Consider the following 15,641-nt stretch of genomic DNA (forward strand, 5'->3'; position numbering starts at 1 on the left):
CCTCGGGTTCGGCGTTTCAGCGAGTGGGTGAGCGGTGCGGGGTGAGCTCGTCCAGCCACAGTTGTTCGCCGCGGCGAACATACCGCAGGCGGTCCTGGGCGAGGGAGCGGATGTCGTCCAGGGGATCACCGTCGACGACGAGGAAGTCGGCGGCCTTGCCCGCCTCGAGCGATCCGGTCAGGTGGTCCACCCGCAGCGCCTTGGCCCCGTTCAGCGTGGCGGCGACGATGGCGTCGGACTCCGGCATGCCGGTCTCGACCATGGTGTGGACCTCGGAGAGCGTCGATGCGCCGTAGGGGACGTCGATGCTCGAGAAGCTGTCGCTGCCGACGGCGATCGTGACCCCGGCGAGGCGGGAGGCCGTGAAGTTATCGGCGACGCGGTTCTTCTCCTTCTCCACCATGGTGTCGCCCCGGTAGTTCTCGAGGCCTTCGCGCGGCGGCGGCGGGTACTCGTCGAACCACGGCCCGAGGAACAGCTGCAGGGTGGGGACGTGGATGACGCCGTTCTCGACCATCATCCGGCGGCACTCGTCGTCGAGCTCCTCGCCGTGTTCGAGAGTCGCGACGCCGGCGCGCAGACAGTCCTTCGCGGCGGCGAGCGATTCGGCGTGTGCGAGCACGGGGATCTTGACCATCGCCGCCTCGCGGACGACCATGCAGAGCTCCTCGAAGTCGTAGTGCTGGTCGGTCTCGAGCTCCTTGTCCCACATCCCGCCGCCGGTCGCCCAGATCTTGACGGCGTCGGCGCCCATCCGGTTGAGCAGCCGCACCGACTTGCGCAGCTCCTCCGGCCCGTCCGCGAGCATGGCCCACGGGTGGCTGCGCTGGATCATGTCGCACGGCAGGTTGTGCGCATCGCCGTGGCCGCCCGTGCGCGACAGGCCGGGTCCGCAGGCGACGATGCGCGGGCCCTCCATGTGCCCGTTGTTGACGGCCCACTTGAGACGGAGCCCGTTGCGGGAGATGTCGCGGATGGTGGTGACGCCGTGCTCCATGAGCGCGCGCATCTGCTGTCCGGAGAGGATCGCCTGGCGCAGGTCGTCCTCCACGACCCAGGTCGTGTAGTTGGGCGATGAGGCTCCGCCGAGGTGGGTGTGGCAGTCGATGAGGCCCGGCATGACGGTCATGTCACCGGCATCGACCCGTTCGGCATCCGGCGGAACGGTCACACTGCCGCGCGGTCCGACCGCCTCGATCGTGCCGTCGCGCACGACCATCGTCGCGTCGTCGATCGCCTGCCCCGTGCCGTCGAGCAGACGCCCGGCCTGCACTACCGTGATTTTGCTCATCACGAACTCCTTGAACCGCTGATTTCATCGTCGAAGATCTGTCTGGACACGAATATAGCGGCGACTCGTTCGGACTGCAACGATTTTAGGATATTGATGGAGGCCTGACCGTCAATTTGATTGCCACGCGCCATGTCGGCGATGAGATTGACGGTTTCCAGTACGCTGACAGCGGGCCTACAGGCCGCACGAGAGGAGCACCCACCGATGCGATCCGGTGAATTCCACGGACTCGTCCCCGCACAGCTGGACGAGCTCGACCGCAAGCTCGTCCGCCTGCTGCAGGAGGACGGTCGCCGCTCGGTGACCGAGATGGCCGGAGCCGTCGGCCTCTCGCACGCGGCGGTGCGACAGCGGATCCAGCGCCTTCTCAACGAGCGCGTCGTGACGATCGGGGCGATGACCCACCCCCAGACCCACGGCTACGCGCAGTCCGCGCTCGTCGGCGTCCGCGTGGACCACCGTGTACACGAGGTGAGCGAGGCCATCTCCGCGATCGACGAGGTCTACTACCTGGTGACGACCACCGGGCACTACGACCTCATGGCCGAGCTGATGGCCACGGACAACGAGCACCTGCTCGACCTCGTGATGTCGATCCGCGCCGTCCCCGGCGTGACCGAGACCGAGACGATCAGCTTCGTCGACACCGTGAAGTGGATCTACCGGCCCGACTTCGCGACGCGCGGATCCGACTGACCCGCCGCCGCACTCGGACCGTCGAGCGCCCCGATCCGATCAGCCGCCGTACATCTCCCCCACCGGCACGGGCACGTCGAGGACGTTGCCGGGCTGCGCGAGCGGGCACGCCCACGCGGGGTCGTAGGCGCAGGAGGGGTTGTAGGCGAAGTTGAAGTCGAGCACGATCGTGCCGCGCTCGGCGTCGGAGCCGAGGTCGGCGCCCTTGATCGTGTCGATCAGGTAGCGGCCGCCGCCGTAGGTCCCGCCGGGTCGCCCGGCGAGCGCGTCGCGCACCGGGATGAACAGACCTCCGCCGTAGGACTTCAGGCGCCACACGTCGAGCGAACCCGCATCCGGGATCTCGACCCTGCCGATCCGCTCGAACGGCACGACGCCGTCGGTCCCCGTCTCGAAGTCGAAGCCGCCGGGCTCGGCCGGGAGGATGGGCAGCTCGAAGCGCCACTCCGGGTCGTACGACGAGATCGGCAGCCCCTCGAACAGCGGCCGGTCCTCGGACAGGAGCGCGGTCGCCGGATGCCGGAGCATCAGCTCGTCCCGCTCGATCCGCCAGAGCTCGTGCGCGTCCTCGGGAGAGTCGGCGAGGCGCACGGCCGCGTAGAGGGCGAAGACCCGTCGTCTCCAGTCGACGACCTCGACGGCCGTGCGTGCGGGGGAAGTCGTCATGCCCCCAGGCTACGGGTGTCCGGCGTCCGTGCGGCCGGATGCGGCGATCATCTCCGCATACCCGGTCTCGTACGTCGGATACTCCAGGTCACCCAGCAGAGAGTGCAGCAGCGCCCCGTCGTACACGAACCCGCTCGGCTCCGCGGAGGCGTCGTCGGGCGGGACCTCGACGCCCAGTGTCCGCGCGATGAAGCCGACCACGTCACCGAGCGGAGCCGGCGCCGCGTCCACCGCGTGCACGAGTCGCGGCGGGTCATCCATCCGCAGCAGCAGCTCCAGGGCGCGGACGAGGTCGGTCTCGTGGATGCGATTCGTCCGCCGTCGGTGATTGCTCGGCGCCCCCTCGCGCACCTTCCGGAGGAGGAAGTCACGACCCGGCCCGTAGATCCCCGCCGGTCGCACGATCACGGCGTCGAAGATCTCGACCGCCGCCCGCTCGCCGTCCTGGAGCCCCCGCGAGCGCTCGGTCGTCGGCGCCGGCTCATCCTGCTCGGTCAGCGGCTGCTCCGCGCCCGTCCCGTCGAAGACGCCGGTCGACGACACGAACACGGTGCGCGCGGGAACGACCGGGAGGGCGTGCGCGAGATGCGTCAGGGCCTCCCGGTACGCGGATGCGGTCTCGCCCGGCGGCAGCGTCACCAGCATCGCGTCGACCGCGGGCAGCGGCGGCACCGGGGGAACGGCGAGGTCGGCGCGGACGCCCGCCGCGCCCGCCGGGAGGGGGCCGTCGCTCCGGCGCAGCGCGATGACCTCGCCTCCGGCCTCGAGGAGACGCGGGGCCAGACGTGCCGCGAGCTTGCCGTAGCCGACCAGGAGCGTGCGGTGCGGCACCGGCGCGGAGGAGTCGTCCATCGCGCGCACTCAGCCCGCGGCGAGCGCGGGCAGCGCGACACCGTGCAGCGCGTCCACCACGGGTGCCAGCTCGGGCTGGGCGGCCGCATCCTCGAGCACCTGCTCGAGAGCCGCGTCGTGGATCGGACGCGCACGTTCGTAGAGCTCGCGGCCCGCGGGGGTGAGCTCGGTGTAGATGCCGCGCCGGTCGTCGGCGCAGAGGATCCGCGTCAGGAGTCCGCGGTCCTCCAGGCGGTTCACCAGGCGGGTGGTGGCACTGGGGCTCAGGGCGGCGGCGCGGGCGAGCTGCTGCATGCGCATATGCCACCCGTCCTGCCGGTCGAGCGCGTCCAGGACGGTGTACTCGACCACGGAGAGCTCGACGGCTTCGGCCAGGCTGCGCTCCAGCGCGGTCTCGATCAGGCCGTGCAGAGCCGCGAGCGTCCGCCAGCCCTGCGCACGCACCTCGACCGCGTCGTCACCGATACCCATGGCCATCCTCCGAGATAGTTGCTTGCGCTGGATACTTGCGTGTGCAATCATTGTCCTTCGACGCGCAATATGCCGCGTCTGCAAGTATCCCCTTCAATGTACCAGGAGAATCGTCATGCCTCTAGGACTGATCGCCCTCGCCATCGGGGCGTTCGGCATCGGACTCACCGAGTTCGTCATCATGGGCCTGCTCCCCGAGGTCGCCCGCGACTTCGGCGTCACCGAGTCGGCCGCCGGCTGGCTCATCTCCGGCTATGCGCTCGCGGTCGTCGTCGGCGCCCTCGTCCTCACCGCCGCCGCCACCCGGCTGCCCAAGAAGCCCGTCCTGCTGGGCCTGATCGTGCTGTTCATCATCGGCAACGTCCTCACCGCCCTCGCCGACGACTACGGCGTCGCGATGCTGGGCCGCATCATCGCCGCCCTCTGCCACGGCGCGTTCTTCGGCATCGGATCGGTCGTCGCGGCGGGCCTCGTCGCCCCCGAGAAGAAGGCCGGCGCCATCGCGATCATGTTCACGGGTCTCACGGCCGCGAACGTCTTCGGGGTCCCGTTCGGCACCTTCCTCGGCCAGGAGCTGGGCTGGCGCTCGACCTTCTGGGCCATCTCCGGCATCGGCGTGCTGGCCTTCGTCGGCATCGCGGCACTCGTCCCGCGTCTCCCCCGCCCGACCGCGCAGGTCAGCCTCCGCACGGAGCTGGCCGCCTTCCGCTCCGGTCAGGTGTGGTTCTCGCTCGTCGTCACGATCCTCGCGTTCGGCGGCATGTTCGGCGCCTTCACCTACATCGCGTACACGCTCACCGAGGTCAGCGGCTTCGCGACCTCGGCCGTGCCGTGGCTTCTCGTGCTGTTCGGCGCCGGCCTCGTGCTCGGCAACTGGCTGGGCGGACGCCTGGCCGACCGCGCCATCGACCGCACGCTGGTCATCTTCATCAGCGCACTGGTCGTCGTCCTCGCCGTGTTCGCGGTGTCGGCCCAGTCCGGCATCGCCACGATCATCGCCCTGTTCCTCATGGGCGGCTTCGGCTTCGGCACGGTACCCGGCCTGCAGAGCCGTGTCATGCAGTACGCCGGCGGAGCGCCCACGCTCGCCTCCGGTGCGAACATCGGCGCCTTCAACGTCGGCAACGCCCTCGGCGCCTGGGCCGGCGGTGTCGGCATCTCGGCGGGCCTCGGCTACACCTCCCCGATCTGGATGGGCGCGATCCTCACGGCCGTCGCCCTCGTCGTGATGGTCATCGCGGCGGCCCGCGCCCGGGCCGCGGGAGCGCAGCAGCCGGAGTCGACGCCGACCACCGCGGTTCCCGTCGGCTGACCGCACGGGTTCCCGTCGGCTGACCGCACGGGTTCCCGTCGGCTGACCGCACCGGCAGATGCAGAAGCGCCGCACCCTCCGAGGAGGATGCGGCGCTTCGTGCGTGCGGGGAGGGTTACTCCGCCGCCGCGATCTTCTTGGCGTCGTCCGTGTTGAGCAGACGGAACAGGATCGCGGCGATCACGGCACCGACGACCGGCGCGACGATGTAGAGCCACAGCGAGCTCCACGCGAAGTGGCCGCTGACCGACAGGCCGAGCGCGACGGCCGGGTTGAATCCGCCGCCCGAGATGGAGCCGACGGTCGCCGCACCGATGAACACGGTGGCACCGATCGCGAGGCCGTAGAACGAGTTGCCCGCGGTGTCCTTCGACGTGGCGGTGTTGAGCACGACCCACACGAGGATCAGCGTGAAGAGCGCCTCGACGAGGAACGCGGGGCCGACCTCGATGACCATGGCCTTCTCACCGGCGGGCCAGACGGCGAGCGCGACGAGCGCGGCCACGGCGCCACCGACGAACTGGGCGATGAGGTAGGCGACGAAGTCGACGACGCTGAGGCCGCCGCGCAGGAACACACCGACCGAGACGGCCGGGTTCAGGTGGGCGCCCGAGATGTGACCCGTCGAGTACACGAGCACCATCAGGGTGAAGCCGATCGCGAGCGGCGTCAGCGGGCTGCCGCTGTTGACCGCTGCGATGATCGCGAGGACGAAGAGGAAGGTGGCGATCGCTTCTGCGAGCGCCTTACGTGCGGTACCGGTCATGAGAGTGCTCTTTTCGTTGGGGATTCGATGAGGCGGCCACCCGTCCGCCCGCGCACCCCGGCCGACGCACCCGCCTTGCGGCACTGACGCTATCGGTGCGTACACCGGAATATCGGGAGCCGCGCGGAATTTCTGTGAATTCCCTGAACCCTAGGCGCGCGCTGCGATCGCGGCGATGTCCACGCCCCTCGGCAGCGCTCCGAACAAGCCGGGCACTCCTCCGAGGCGGGCGGCGATGAACCCCTCGGCGACTTCGGCCGGTGCGGTCCGCAGCAACTGCGACGCCGACAGCGCGAGTGCGAGAGCCTCGACGAGCCGTCGCGCCGCGAGCTCGGGCATCGGATCATCTTCGAGCTCCGCGATCAGCGTCCGGGTGTGCATCAGGTGCACGTCGAAGCGCGCATCCGCTCCCCGCACGGTCGACACCTCGGCATCGAACGCCGCCAGGGACTCGGGCTCCCGGGCGATCGCGCGCAGCACGTCGAGCGCGATCACGTTGCCCGATCCCTCCCAGACCGCCATGACGGGCTGCTCGCGGTAGCGCATCTCCAGCGGCCAGTCCGTGGTGATGCCGTTGCCGCCCAGGCACTCCAGCGCCTCGGCGGCGTGAGCGGGAGCGCGCTTGCACACCCAGTACTTCATCACCGCGGTCGCGAGCCGACGGAAGGCCACCTCCTGCGTCGAGGCGTCGTCGTCGTAGGCGCGCGCCAGCCGCATCGCCACCGCGGTGCCGGCTTCGACCTCGAGCTGCAGGTCGGCGATCACCGCGGTCATCGCGGGCTGGTCGATCAGCGTGTGCCCGAACGCGGCGCGGTGCCGCACGTGCCAGGCGGCCTCGGCGACCCCCTGCCGCATCCCGGCGAGAGAGCCGAGCATCGAGTCGAGCCGCGTGCGCGTCACCATGTCGATGATCGTGCGCACCCCGCGCCCCTCCTCCCCGATGAGCGTCGCCTCGGCCTGCTCGTACTCCACCTCGCTGGAGGCGTTCGAGCGGTTGCCCAGCTTGTCCTTCAGGCGCTGGAACCGGAGCCCGTTGCGCGTGCCGTCCTCCCGCAGCCGCGGCATCAGGAAGCAGGACAGCCCTCCCGGCGCCTGCGCGAGCACCAGGAACGCGTCCGACATCGGTGCCGAGCAGAACCACTTGTGGCCCGTCAGCGCATACCGCCCGCCGCCGAGCGCGACCGCCGACGTGGTGTTCGCCCGCACGTCGGAGCCACCCTGCTTCTCGGTCATCGCCATGCCGAACAGCGCGCCGGGCTTGCCCGGGCGCAGCGCGGGGTCGTAGTCGCGCGACAGCAGTCGCGGCATCCACTCCGCCGCGAGCTGCGGATGCTGCGCGATCACGGGCACGGCGGCGTGCGTCATCGACACCGGACAGGCATGCCCCGGCTCGATCTGCGCGTAGAGCATGAAGGTGGCCGCCCGGGCCGCGCTCGCACCGGGACGCGGGTCGGCGAACGCAGCGGTGTGCGCCCCGTCGGCGACCGCCGCGCCGATCACCCGGTGGTATGCCGGGTCGTACTCGACCTCGTCCCAGCGCTCGCCCCAGCGATCGTGCGTGTGCAGGACGGGCTCGTGCCGGTTCGCCCGCCGGGCATCGTCCTGGAAGTCGGCGGATCCGACGCGACGGCCGATCCCGTGCAGGCTCTCGGCCGCCCAGCCGGCACCCTGCTGCTGCACCGCTTCGACCAGCGCGACGTTCGCCCCGAACTCGTCGACGTCGACGCGCGGCGGGGCCTGATTGAAGACGGTGTGCGTGCTCACGATGCTCCGGATCAAATCACGGATGCCACCGCGGGGGCAATGGGCGACCCGGGTGCGGGGCGAGGATGTCAACCCCGTGGCCGGTTCTCCCGCGCGCCCGTAGCGTGCAGGAGTGATGACAGAGACCGCGCCGCGCGCCGATGATCCGACCCGGCTGCGCAGAGCGATCACCGGGCCCCTCCTGTTCGCCTTCATCCTCGGCGATGTCCTGGGCGCCGGCATCTACGCCCTGATGGGGGTGCTGTCGGCGAAGGTCGGCGGGATGCTGTGGGCGCCCCTCCTGCTGGCCCTGCTGCTCGCGCTGCTCACCGCCGGCTCCTATGCGGAGCTCGTGACGAAGTACCCGCGCGCCGGAGGCGCCGCCGTCTTCGCGGAGCGGGCGTTCCACAGTCCCCTCGTCTCGTTCCTCGTCGGGTTCAGCATGCTCGCGGCCGGAGTGACGAGCGCCGCCGGGCTCGCCATCGCCTTCGCGGGCGACTACCTGAGCACGTTCATCGACCTGCCGACCATCCCGGTCGCGATCGTCTTCCTCGCGGTCGTCGCCCTGCTGAACGCCCGCGGCATCCGCGAGTCGATGGGTGCGAACCTGGTGATGACGGCGATCGAGCTCAGCGGACTGGTCATCGTCGTCGCGGTGGTGGCGATCTTCGTCGGCGGCGGAGGCGGAGACCTCTCCCGGGTGGCCGAGGCGCCGGAGGGGACGAGCGTCGCCGTGGCCGTGCTCTCCGGCGCGGTCGTCGCGTACTACTCGTTCGTCGGCTTCGAGACCTCCGCGAACATGATCGAGGAGGTGAAGGACCCGCGTCGCACCTACCCGCGCGCACTGTTCGGCGCCCTCGCCACCGCCGGAGCGGTCTACGTCCTGGTCGGACTCGCGAGCTCGATCGCCCTGCCTCCCTCCGAGCTGCAGGAGTCGAGCGGCCCTCTGCTCGCCGTCGTCGAGGCGACCGGGGTCAGCATCCCCTCCTGGCTGTTCAGCCTCATCGCGCTCGTCGCCGTCGCGAACGGCGCCCTGCTGACGATGATCATGGTCAGCCGCCTCACCTACGGCATGGCCGAGCAGGGGCTGCTGCCCGCGGGCCTCGGTCGCGTGCTCCCGAAGCGGAAGACCCCGTGGGTGGCGATCCTCACCACCACGCTCGTCGCGATGGGTCTGACGCTCGTCGGCGACCTGGCCACGCTCGCCGAGACGGTCGTCCTGCTGCTGCTCGTCGCCTTCCTCAGCGTGAACGTCTCGGTCCTGGTGCTGCGCCGCGACCACGTCGACAACGACCACTTCCGCGTGTGGACCTTCGTCCCGGTGCTCGGCGTCGCCTCCTGCATCCTGCTGCTCACCCAGCAGCGGCCGGTCGTCTGGCTCTTCGGCGCGATCCTGATCGCCGTCGGCGGCGTGCTGTACGTGCTGGCGCGCTGGGGCAGGAAGCACGCCGAGAAGCGGAACACCCACCCCGACGGCGACCCCGTCGACAACCAGAAGGAGTCCCATGAGCACGCCTGAGCACACGCCCGACGAGGAGATGACGAGCGCCGAGAAGCGTCACGATCAGTTGACCTCCGCACCGGATGCGACCGAGGCCGACGCCGCGCCCCGCATCGAGGTCACCGAGCACGAGGGCAACACGCGCATCGACATCGCCCCGGAGGCGCCGGTGCGACCGGGACCCGGTCCCGGCATGCCCGAGGCCGATCCCGAGGACTGAGTCGAGGACTGAGTCCGGCTACAACCAGCCCTTGCGCTTGAACGCCGCGTACAGGGCGAAGCCCAGCGCGACCATCATGCCGACCGCCATCGGATAGCCGAGCAGCCAGTGCAGCTCGGGCATGTGGTCGAAGTTCATGCCGTAGATCGTTCCGACGAGCGTGGGGGCGAACAGGATGGCCGCCCACCCGGAGATCTTCTTGACCTCGTCGTTCTGGCGGATGCTGAGCTCCGTCATCCGCCGCATCTCCTCGTTCTGGCGACGGGCCACGATCGTCGACTCGACCGTGAGGGCGTTGTCGAGCACCGTGCGGAAGGTCGTGGCGCGGTCGCTGACCCGCAGCGTGTGATCGAGCACGTCGCGCAGGTACCGCTGCAGCTCCTCGCTCACCCGGTACTTGTCCGATCCGCGCAGCAGTGCCTCCAGCATCCCGGACAGGGGCTGCGTCGCCCGCTGGAAGTCGATGACCTCCCTGCCCAGATCGTAGATGCGCTGGGTGGCGTCGGTGTCCTCCTCGAACAGCTGGCTCTCGATCTCGTCGATGTCGTTCTCGAGGCCGGCGAGGACCGGCGCGTACTCGTCGACGACCTCGTCGAGGATGGCGTAGAGCACCGCTTCGGGGCCGTGCGCGAGCAGGCCGGGGTCACCCTCCAGGCGGCGTCGCACGCGTCCGAGGTCTGGCGACTCGGCGTGCCGGATCGTCACCACGAAGTCGGGGCCGACGAGCACGTGCACCTCGCCGAACTCGACTTCCTCGACATCGTCGAGGTAGCGGGCCGGGCGCAGCACCATGAACAGCACGTCGCCGTAGCGCTCGAGCTTGGAGCGCTGATGACCGGAGAGGGCGTCCTCGACGACGAGCGCGTGGATGCCGAACTCGTCGGCGACCTCGCGGATCTCCTCCTCGCTGGGCCTGTAGAGGCCGATCCAGCTCATCCCGCCGCGCTCCCGCATGCGCTCGAAGGTCTCGCTCAGGCTCTGCGGATTCTCGGTGCGGACGCCGTCCACGTAGATCGCGTTGTCGATGATCGCCATCGTCGCCGCCTTTCCGCCGACCGGCGTCTCTCCGGTCAGCCGCTGATCACCCCGCCGGCGGGACGCAGGCGATCGCGGAGTCCGTGATCGCCTTGTGGTACTGCTCCGCCGTGAACGGAAGCCCGAACTCCGGCGCGGTCTGGCCGGACGCGGCGGGCGCCTTCGACGCGATCGCCGCCAGCTCCCAGGAGAGCTGCTGGGCGAACCGGGACCCCATGGTGGAGTCGTTCAGCACGACGGCCACCGTGAAGCCCGTCGCCGGATCCGAGTACGCCGAGGTGGCATAGCCGGGAACCCAGCCGTGCTGGCCGATCATCGATCCGAGGAGATACGCGCCGCCGGTCGCCTGGTACCAGGAGGGGCTCTTCTCGCTGACCGGGAGCGGAGCGCCGAAGCGGTCGGGCTTCTCCTTGGTGCGCAGCGCCTGCTGCGCCTCCGCCTGGATGTAGCGGCCGAGGTCGTTGATGGTCGACACGACGCCGGAGTCCGTGTAGCCGGTGGTGGAGGAGATCTTGCTGATGTCGACCGGGGCGGCGCAGGTGAATCCGCCCTCGACGGCCGGCAGGTAGTGCCCCTTCATCGGATCGGCACCGGGTGCCGCGGGCGCCGCGTCGGGAAGCGACGTGTCGGCCAGATCGAGCGGGTCCGTGACGTACTTCGCGATGAGCTCGGACGCCGTCAGGCCGGAGGCGCGCTCCAGGGCGAGGCCGAGGATGAGATACCCCGCGTCGGAGTCGCGGTAGGTGGTGTGCGGCGCGACACCGGGCCGCGAGAGCCCGTAGCCGGCCAGCTCCAGCGGAGCCCAGACGCGCTCCGGCGTGTTCATCCAGGCCGACTTGACGGTCGACTCGGAGGATCCGGCGCCGCTCGTGCCGTTGCACAGGTCGAGGAGGGTGATCTCCTTCATGGTGTTGCCGACACCGGAGACGTACTTCGGGACGAGGGCGTCGAGCTTGACCGTGCCCTCGTCGGCGAGCGCGTAGAGCACGTCGCACGTCATCAGCCGGGTCACGTCGGCGATGCGGAACGACATGTCGGTGGTCAGCTCGCCCCCGCCGTCGCGATCCTGCGTGCCGACCGCGGTCACCCAGCTCCCGCTCCACGGCGCCCAGACCCCGACGATCGCTCCGGACGCACCGGACGCGGCGAGCGCGTTGTCGACCGCGGACTGCATGGTCGCGACCATGTCGTCGGGCAGCGCACCGTCGACCTGGGCCGGTGGAGTGTACGTGAAGGAGTCTTCGGAGGAGCATCCGGTGAGGACGAGAGCGAGCACGGCCGCACTGGCCGCAGCGGCGCGCCAGCGGCGCGACGAGAGAAGCTGCATGAAGGTACCCCCGAGGATGTGTCTCCCGAGTCTAGAACGCGGATCCTGAAAGTCGGCACCGTGCCGGGCTCCGCGCGGCCCGCGTAGGGTGTCATCGTGCCCCATATCTTCGACGCCGACGTGATCGCCGCGGTCCTCCGCCACATGAACGGCGACCACACCGATGACAACCTCCTGATCGCCCGCGCCTTCGCCGAGCCCGCCGGTTCCGAGATCTCGGACTCCGTGATGACGGGGTTCGACGGCGACGGCGGCGTGTGGGAGATCACCGTGGCGGGGCAGTCCTCCGAGCTGCACGTCCCGTGGCCCGGCGGTCCGATCTCGGATCGTCCCGCTGTCCGTCGCGAGGTCGTCGCCCTGTACGACGCGGCGTGCGCACGACTCGGCGTCGAGCCCCGCCCGCACGCCTGAACGAGCCCGGATGACCGCGGAGAGCGGCGGGCCGGATCTTTCGACTTTCGCATGAGGTAAGGCGAGCCTTACACTGAAGTCATGCCCGAGATCCTCTCCTTCTCCGCCGCCCTGCGCGAGCGCTCGTCCGGATCGCACTCCCGCAGCGAGACCGCCGGCTTCATGTCCGACCTCCTGAAGGGCGAGGGCTCCCGCGAGGACTACATCTCGCTCGTCGCCCAGCACTACTTCATCTACGAGGCGCTCGAGAGCGCCGGCGAGCGCATGCGCCAGGACCCCGTGGCCGCGGTGTTCATCAGCGACAAGCTCACGCGCCTGCCTGCCCTCGAGGCCGACCTCGAGTTCCTGCTCGGTGCCGACTGGCGCGAGCAGATCGTCGCGCTCCCCACCACGCAGCGCTACGTCGACCGCATCCGTCAGGTCGGGGCCACGTGGGCCGGCGGCTTCGTCGCGCACCACTACACCCGCTACCTCGGCGACCTGTCCGGCGGCATCTTCATCGGCCGCGTGATGGCCCGTCGCTTCGGCTTCGAGACCAACGGCATCGGCTTCTACCTGTTCGACGACATCGCCGATCCGGCCGCCTTCAAGGACGTGTACCGCGAGCAGCTCGACGCCGCTCCGTGGGACGAGGCCGAGCGCGAGCGCGTGATCGACGAGGTGCTGCTGGCCTACCGCTTCAACACCGAACTGTTCGAAGACCTCGACCGGGCGCGCGCCGCCGCCTGAGCGAGGGAGCACAGCGCTCAGCTCTTCGGCAGCTCCGGGGTCGACGCGGCGAGCCAGGCCTCGCGCATGAAGCGGCGCACGTCCTCATCCACCCGGATGTCGCGGGGACGCAGCGCCCGCGACAGGTACAGCCCCTCGAGCGAGGTCAGCCGGCTCAGCGCCACATAGGTCTGCCCCGGCGCGAACGCTCCGGAGCCGAGGTCGATGATCGCGCGCTCGTAGGTCTTGCCCTGCGACTTGTGGATCGTGACGGCCCAGGCCAGGCGCAGGGGGAACTGCGTGAACTCGGCGACCACGTCGCGAGACAGCTTCTTCGTGCTCTGGTCGTAGGCGTAGCGGAACCGTTCCCACACCGCCGGCTCGACGTCGACCTCCTCGCCGTCGATGTCGACGCGCACGGCACCGCCGAGGATGCGGGTCACGGTGCCGATGGTGCCGTTCACCCAGCGCGGCGGCTCACCGGACATGGCGGTGTCGTTGCGCAGGAACATCACCTGCGCCCCGACCTTCAGCTTCAGCTCGGACTCCGCGGGCAGAGACGCCTCCCCGCGTCCGAAGTCGCCGCTCACCTCGGCGCGGGCGGTCTGCTCCTTGCCCGGCAGCGCGTTCAGGTGCTGGCTGTTGATCTTGTTCACGATGTCGTTCCGGGTGGCGAGGGTGATCATCGGCACCTCGCCCGGCTCCGGCTCCGGCGGGGTGCGCGCGCCCTGGGTGTTCAGGACACCGGCGATCTCGGCCGTCACCCGCCCGTAGCGCACGGCGTTGAGCATCGATTTGAAGCCGTCGTCGGACTGCCTGTGGATCTGCACCAGCTCGCGCACGTGCAGCTCGGCGCGCGTGTCGACCTCGAACAGCCCCGCCTGGTCGGACGAGCCGACGCCGTGGGCCCCCGTGCCCGTCAGCGTGCCCGCCCAGACCTTCGCATCGAAGAACCAGAACGACCGGTAATGGTCCTGCACGTAGCGCGCCTCATCGCCCCGCGGCGGCACCGGGGCGAGCTGGTACGGGTCGCCGAACATCACGACCTGCACGCCTCCGAACGGCTCACCGCGGCGGCCGCGCGCCTGGCGCAGCGAGCGGTCTATCGCATCCATCAGATCGGCGTTGACCATCGAGATCTCGTCGATGACGAGCGTCTCGATGGCGTTGAGGATGCGCCGGGTGGCATCGTTCTGATCGATGTCGGCATCGCCGATCAGGCCGATCGGCAGCCGGAACAGCGAGTGGATCGTCTGTCCCTCGACATTGAGCGCCGCGACGCCGGTCGGCGCGCAGATCGCGATCTGCTTCTTCGTGTTCCAGGCGAAATGCTGCAGCAACGTGGACTTGCCGGTGCCCGCTCGTCCGGTGATGAAGACGTGCTCGCCGGTGTCCTCGATCAGCCGGAACAGCTCTTGCTGCTCCTCGGAGAGGGCGGGAAGGGACACGGTGCTCACAGGGGCGGGAGGACGGACACGGGGCGCCCACCCATGCTACGTCGCCGCATCCCGTCCGGGCCGCCGACGCTCGGCGTCCCCTCAGGACCCGCCTTCTAGACTGACGCCATGGAGCGGGTCAGGACGAGTACCTCCAGGCGTGCGCGCCTGGCCCTCGACCTGTCGATGCTCGCCGTCGTGGGGCTGGTGCTCATCGCGGCCCTCGGTGCCGGTGGTGCCACGCTCTACCAGCAGTTCTACGGCCCCTCCGCGTTCGTGGTGCGCTACCTCGACCTGCTCTCCTCCGGCCGCGCCGCAGACGCCCTCCGGGTGCCCGGCGTCGCGGTCGACCGCGAGACGCTCGAGAAGGCGGGGATCGACCCCGCGGCCTCCGAGGCGATGTTGCGCCACGCCGCGCTCGCCCCGCTGACCGATGTGGAGGTGGAGTCCGAGAAGCCCGTGGAGGGTGGCACCGCCGTCACCGTCAGCTACGAGGCGAGCGGTCACCCCGGGACCAGCACGTTCGTGATCGAGCAGGACGGCTGGGCGGGTGTGACGCCGAACTGGCGGTTCACGAAGAGCCCGCTGGCGGTCGTGGAGCTCACCGTTCGTGGTGCGGACCAGTTCGCGGTCAACAACTTCGAGGTCGATCGTCGGCAGGTCTCCGCCGACGGCCCGGCGGCCGAATCGCTCGATCCGCTGCCGCTGCTCGTGTTCACGCCCGGACTGTACTCGGTCTCGGTGGACACCCCGATCGCGACCGCGGCCGGCCACGGCGTCCTCGCCGACACGCCGCTCGCGATCACGCCGCTCGACGTGCAGACCACGCCGACCGACGAGTTCGTCGACGTCGTGCAGCAGCAGGTCGAGGAGTTCCTGACCACGTGCACGACGCAGGAGGTGCTCCAGCCGACCGCCTGCCCGTTCGGACTGCGCGTCACGAACCGGATCTCGTCGACGCCGAAGTGGTCCATCGCCACCCAGCCCCAGGTCACGGTGACGCCCGACGGCGGTCAGTGGCAGATCCCGCCGACGAACGCGGTCGCCCACGTCGACGTCGAGATCGTCTCGCTGTTCGACGGCTCCGTCACGGAGTTGTCGGAGGACGTGCCGTTCCAGGTCAACGGCACGATCGTGATCCTGCCCGACGGCAAGGCCTCCATCAGGATCGGCTCCCCCGGCGAGGTCCCGGTCGACTGAGCG

The 15,641-nt window shown here is 70.0% G+C and carries 16 protein-coding genes; 7 read left to right on the top strand and 9 right to left on the bottom strand.

Features of this window, described 5'->3' with window-relative positions:
• Window positions 1–16 precede the first annotated feature (16 nt).
• A complete protein-coding gene (locus tag AC07VM_RS06255) occupies window positions 17–1,291 on the bottom strand; it encodes an amidohydrolase family protein (protein ID WP_494910397.1) in 1,275 nt (424 codons plus the stop codon).
• Between the two features lie 207 nt (window positions 1,292–1,498).
• On the opposite strand from AC07VM_RS06255, the gene AC07VM_RS06260 reads away from it, so the two are divergent.
• The gene (locus AC07VM_RS06260) at window positions 1,499–1,990 is read left to right on the top strand and encodes an Lrp/AsnC family transcriptional regulator (protein ID WP_267416324.1); all 492 of its coding nucleotides are present in this window, start codon (window positions 1,499–1,501) and stop codon (window positions 1,988–1,990) included.
• Window positions 1,991–2,029: 39 nt separating this feature from the next.
• Here the strand turns inward: AC07VM_RS06260 and AC07VM_RS06265 are convergent, their stop codons facing one another.
• The 3 genes from AC07VM_RS06265 to AC07VM_RS06275 are packed head-to-tail and all read right to left on the bottom strand — an operon-like array spanning window position 2,030 to window position 3,979.
• The gene (locus AC07VM_RS06265) at window positions 2,030–2,656 is read right to left on the bottom strand and encodes a DUF1684 domain-containing protein (protein WP_494910398.1); all 627 of its coding nucleotides are present in this window, start codon (window positions 2,654–2,656) and stop codon (window positions 2,030–2,032) included.
• A gap of 9 nt (window positions 2,657–2,665) precedes the next feature.
• Window positions 2,666–3,508, bottom strand: coding sequence for a sugar nucleotide-binding protein (locus tag AC07VM_RS06270; RefSeq protein WP_494910399.1), 843 nt, complete (start codon window positions 3,506–3,508; stop codon window positions 2,666–2,668).
• A gap of 9 nt (window positions 3,509–3,517) precedes the next feature.
• A complete protein-coding gene (locus tag AC07VM_RS06275) occupies window positions 3,518–3,979 on the bottom strand; it encodes a MarR family winged helix-turn-helix transcriptional regulator (RefSeq protein WP_105525993.1) in 462 nt (153 codons plus the stop codon).
• 115 nt (window positions 3,980–4,094) lie between these two features.
• Here AC07VM_RS06275 and AC07VM_RS06280 point away from each other — a divergent pair, with 115 nt between their 5' ends.
• The gene (locus tag AC07VM_RS06280) at window positions 4,095–5,291 is read left to right on the top strand and encodes an MFS transporter (protein WP_494910400.1); all 1,197 of its coding nucleotides are present in this window, start codon (window positions 4,095–4,097) and stop codon (window positions 5,289–5,291) included.
• Between the two features lie 115 nt (window positions 5,292–5,406).
• Here the strand turns inward: AC07VM_RS06280 and AC07VM_RS06285 are convergent, their stop codons facing one another.
• A complete protein-coding gene (locus tag AC07VM_RS06285) occupies window positions 5,407–6,057 on the bottom strand; it encodes an MIP/aquaporin family protein (RefSeq protein ID WP_267416330.1) in 651 nt (216 codons plus the stop codon).
• 150 nt (window positions 6,058–6,207) lie between these two features.
• The gene (locus AC07VM_RS06290; protein ID WP_494910401.1) at window positions 6,208–7,821 is read right to left on the bottom strand and encodes an acyl-CoA dehydrogenase family protein; all 1,614 of its coding nucleotides are present in this window, start codon (window positions 7,819–7,821) and stop codon (window positions 6,208–6,210) included.
• A 115-nt stretch (window positions 7,822–7,936) separates the two neighbouring features.
• On the opposite strand from AC07VM_RS06290, the gene AC07VM_RS06295 reads away from it, so the two are divergent.
• Window positions 7,937–9,319 carry an APC family permease gene (locus tag AC07VM_RS06295; protein WP_494910752.1) on the top strand — a complete coding sequence of 461 codons (1,383 nt, stop codon included), beginning with the start codon at window positions 7,937–7,939 and terminating at the stop codon, window positions 9,317–9,319.
• Window positions 9,306–9,521, top strand: coding sequence for a multidrug transporter (locus AC07VM_RS06300; protein WP_267416333.1), 216 nt, complete (start codon window positions 9,306–9,308; stop codon window positions 9,519–9,521). Before AC07VM_RS06295 ends, AC07VM_RS06300 begins: the two co-directional genes overlap by 14 nt.
• A gap of 18 nt (window positions 9,522–9,539) precedes the next feature.
• On the opposite strand, the gene corA is transcribed toward AC07VM_RS06300, so the two are convergent.
• Window positions 9,540–10,556, bottom strand: a complete 1,017-nt coding sequence (gene corA, locus AC07VM_RS06305; RefSeq protein WP_267416334.1) for a magnesium/cobalt transporter CorA — start codon at window positions 10,554–10,556, stop codon at window positions 9,540–9,542.
• Between the two features lie 46 nt (window positions 10,557–10,602).
• Window positions 10,603–11,883 carry a serine hydrolase domain-containing protein gene (locus AC07VM_RS06310; RefSeq protein ID WP_494910402.1) on the bottom strand — a complete coding sequence of 427 codons (1,281 nt, stop codon included), beginning with the start codon at window positions 11,881–11,883 and terminating at the stop codon, window positions 10,603–10,605.
• A 96-nt stretch (window positions 11,884–11,979) separates the two neighbouring features.
• On the opposite strand from AC07VM_RS06310, the gene AC07VM_RS06315 reads away from it, so the two are divergent.
• Complete coding sequence (locus tag AC07VM_RS06315) at window positions 11,980–12,294, top strand: DUF2470 domain-containing protein (RefSeq protein WP_267416336.1); 315 nt, start codon at window positions 11,980–11,982, stop codon at window positions 12,292–12,294.
• Between the two features lie 81 nt (window positions 12,295–12,375).
• Window positions 12,376–13,023, top strand: coding sequence for a biliverdin-producing heme oxygenase (locus AC07VM_RS06320; RefSeq protein WP_267416337.1), 648 nt, complete (start codon window positions 12,376–12,378; stop codon window positions 13,021–13,023).
• A 17-nt stretch (window positions 13,024–13,040) separates the two neighbouring features.
• Here the strand turns inward: AC07VM_RS06320 and AC07VM_RS06325 are convergent, their stop codons facing one another.
• Window positions 13,041–14,450, bottom strand: coding sequence for an ATP-dependent DNA helicase (locus AC07VM_RS06325; protein ID WP_494910403.1), 1,410 nt, complete (start codon window positions 14,448–14,450; stop codon window positions 13,041–13,043).
• 117 nt (window positions 14,451–14,567) lie between these two features.
• Here AC07VM_RS06325 and AC07VM_RS06330 point away from each other — a divergent pair, with 117 nt between their 5' ends.
• A complete protein-coding gene (locus AC07VM_RS06330; protein ID WP_494910404.1) occupies window positions 14,568–15,638 on the top strand; it encodes a hypothetical protein in 1,071 nt (356 codons plus the stop codon).
• The last annotated feature ends 3 nt before the right edge of the window (window positions 15,639–15,641 follow it).

It is taken from the genome of Microbacterium sp. GW821-FHT01D02, from assembly GCF_059422585.1.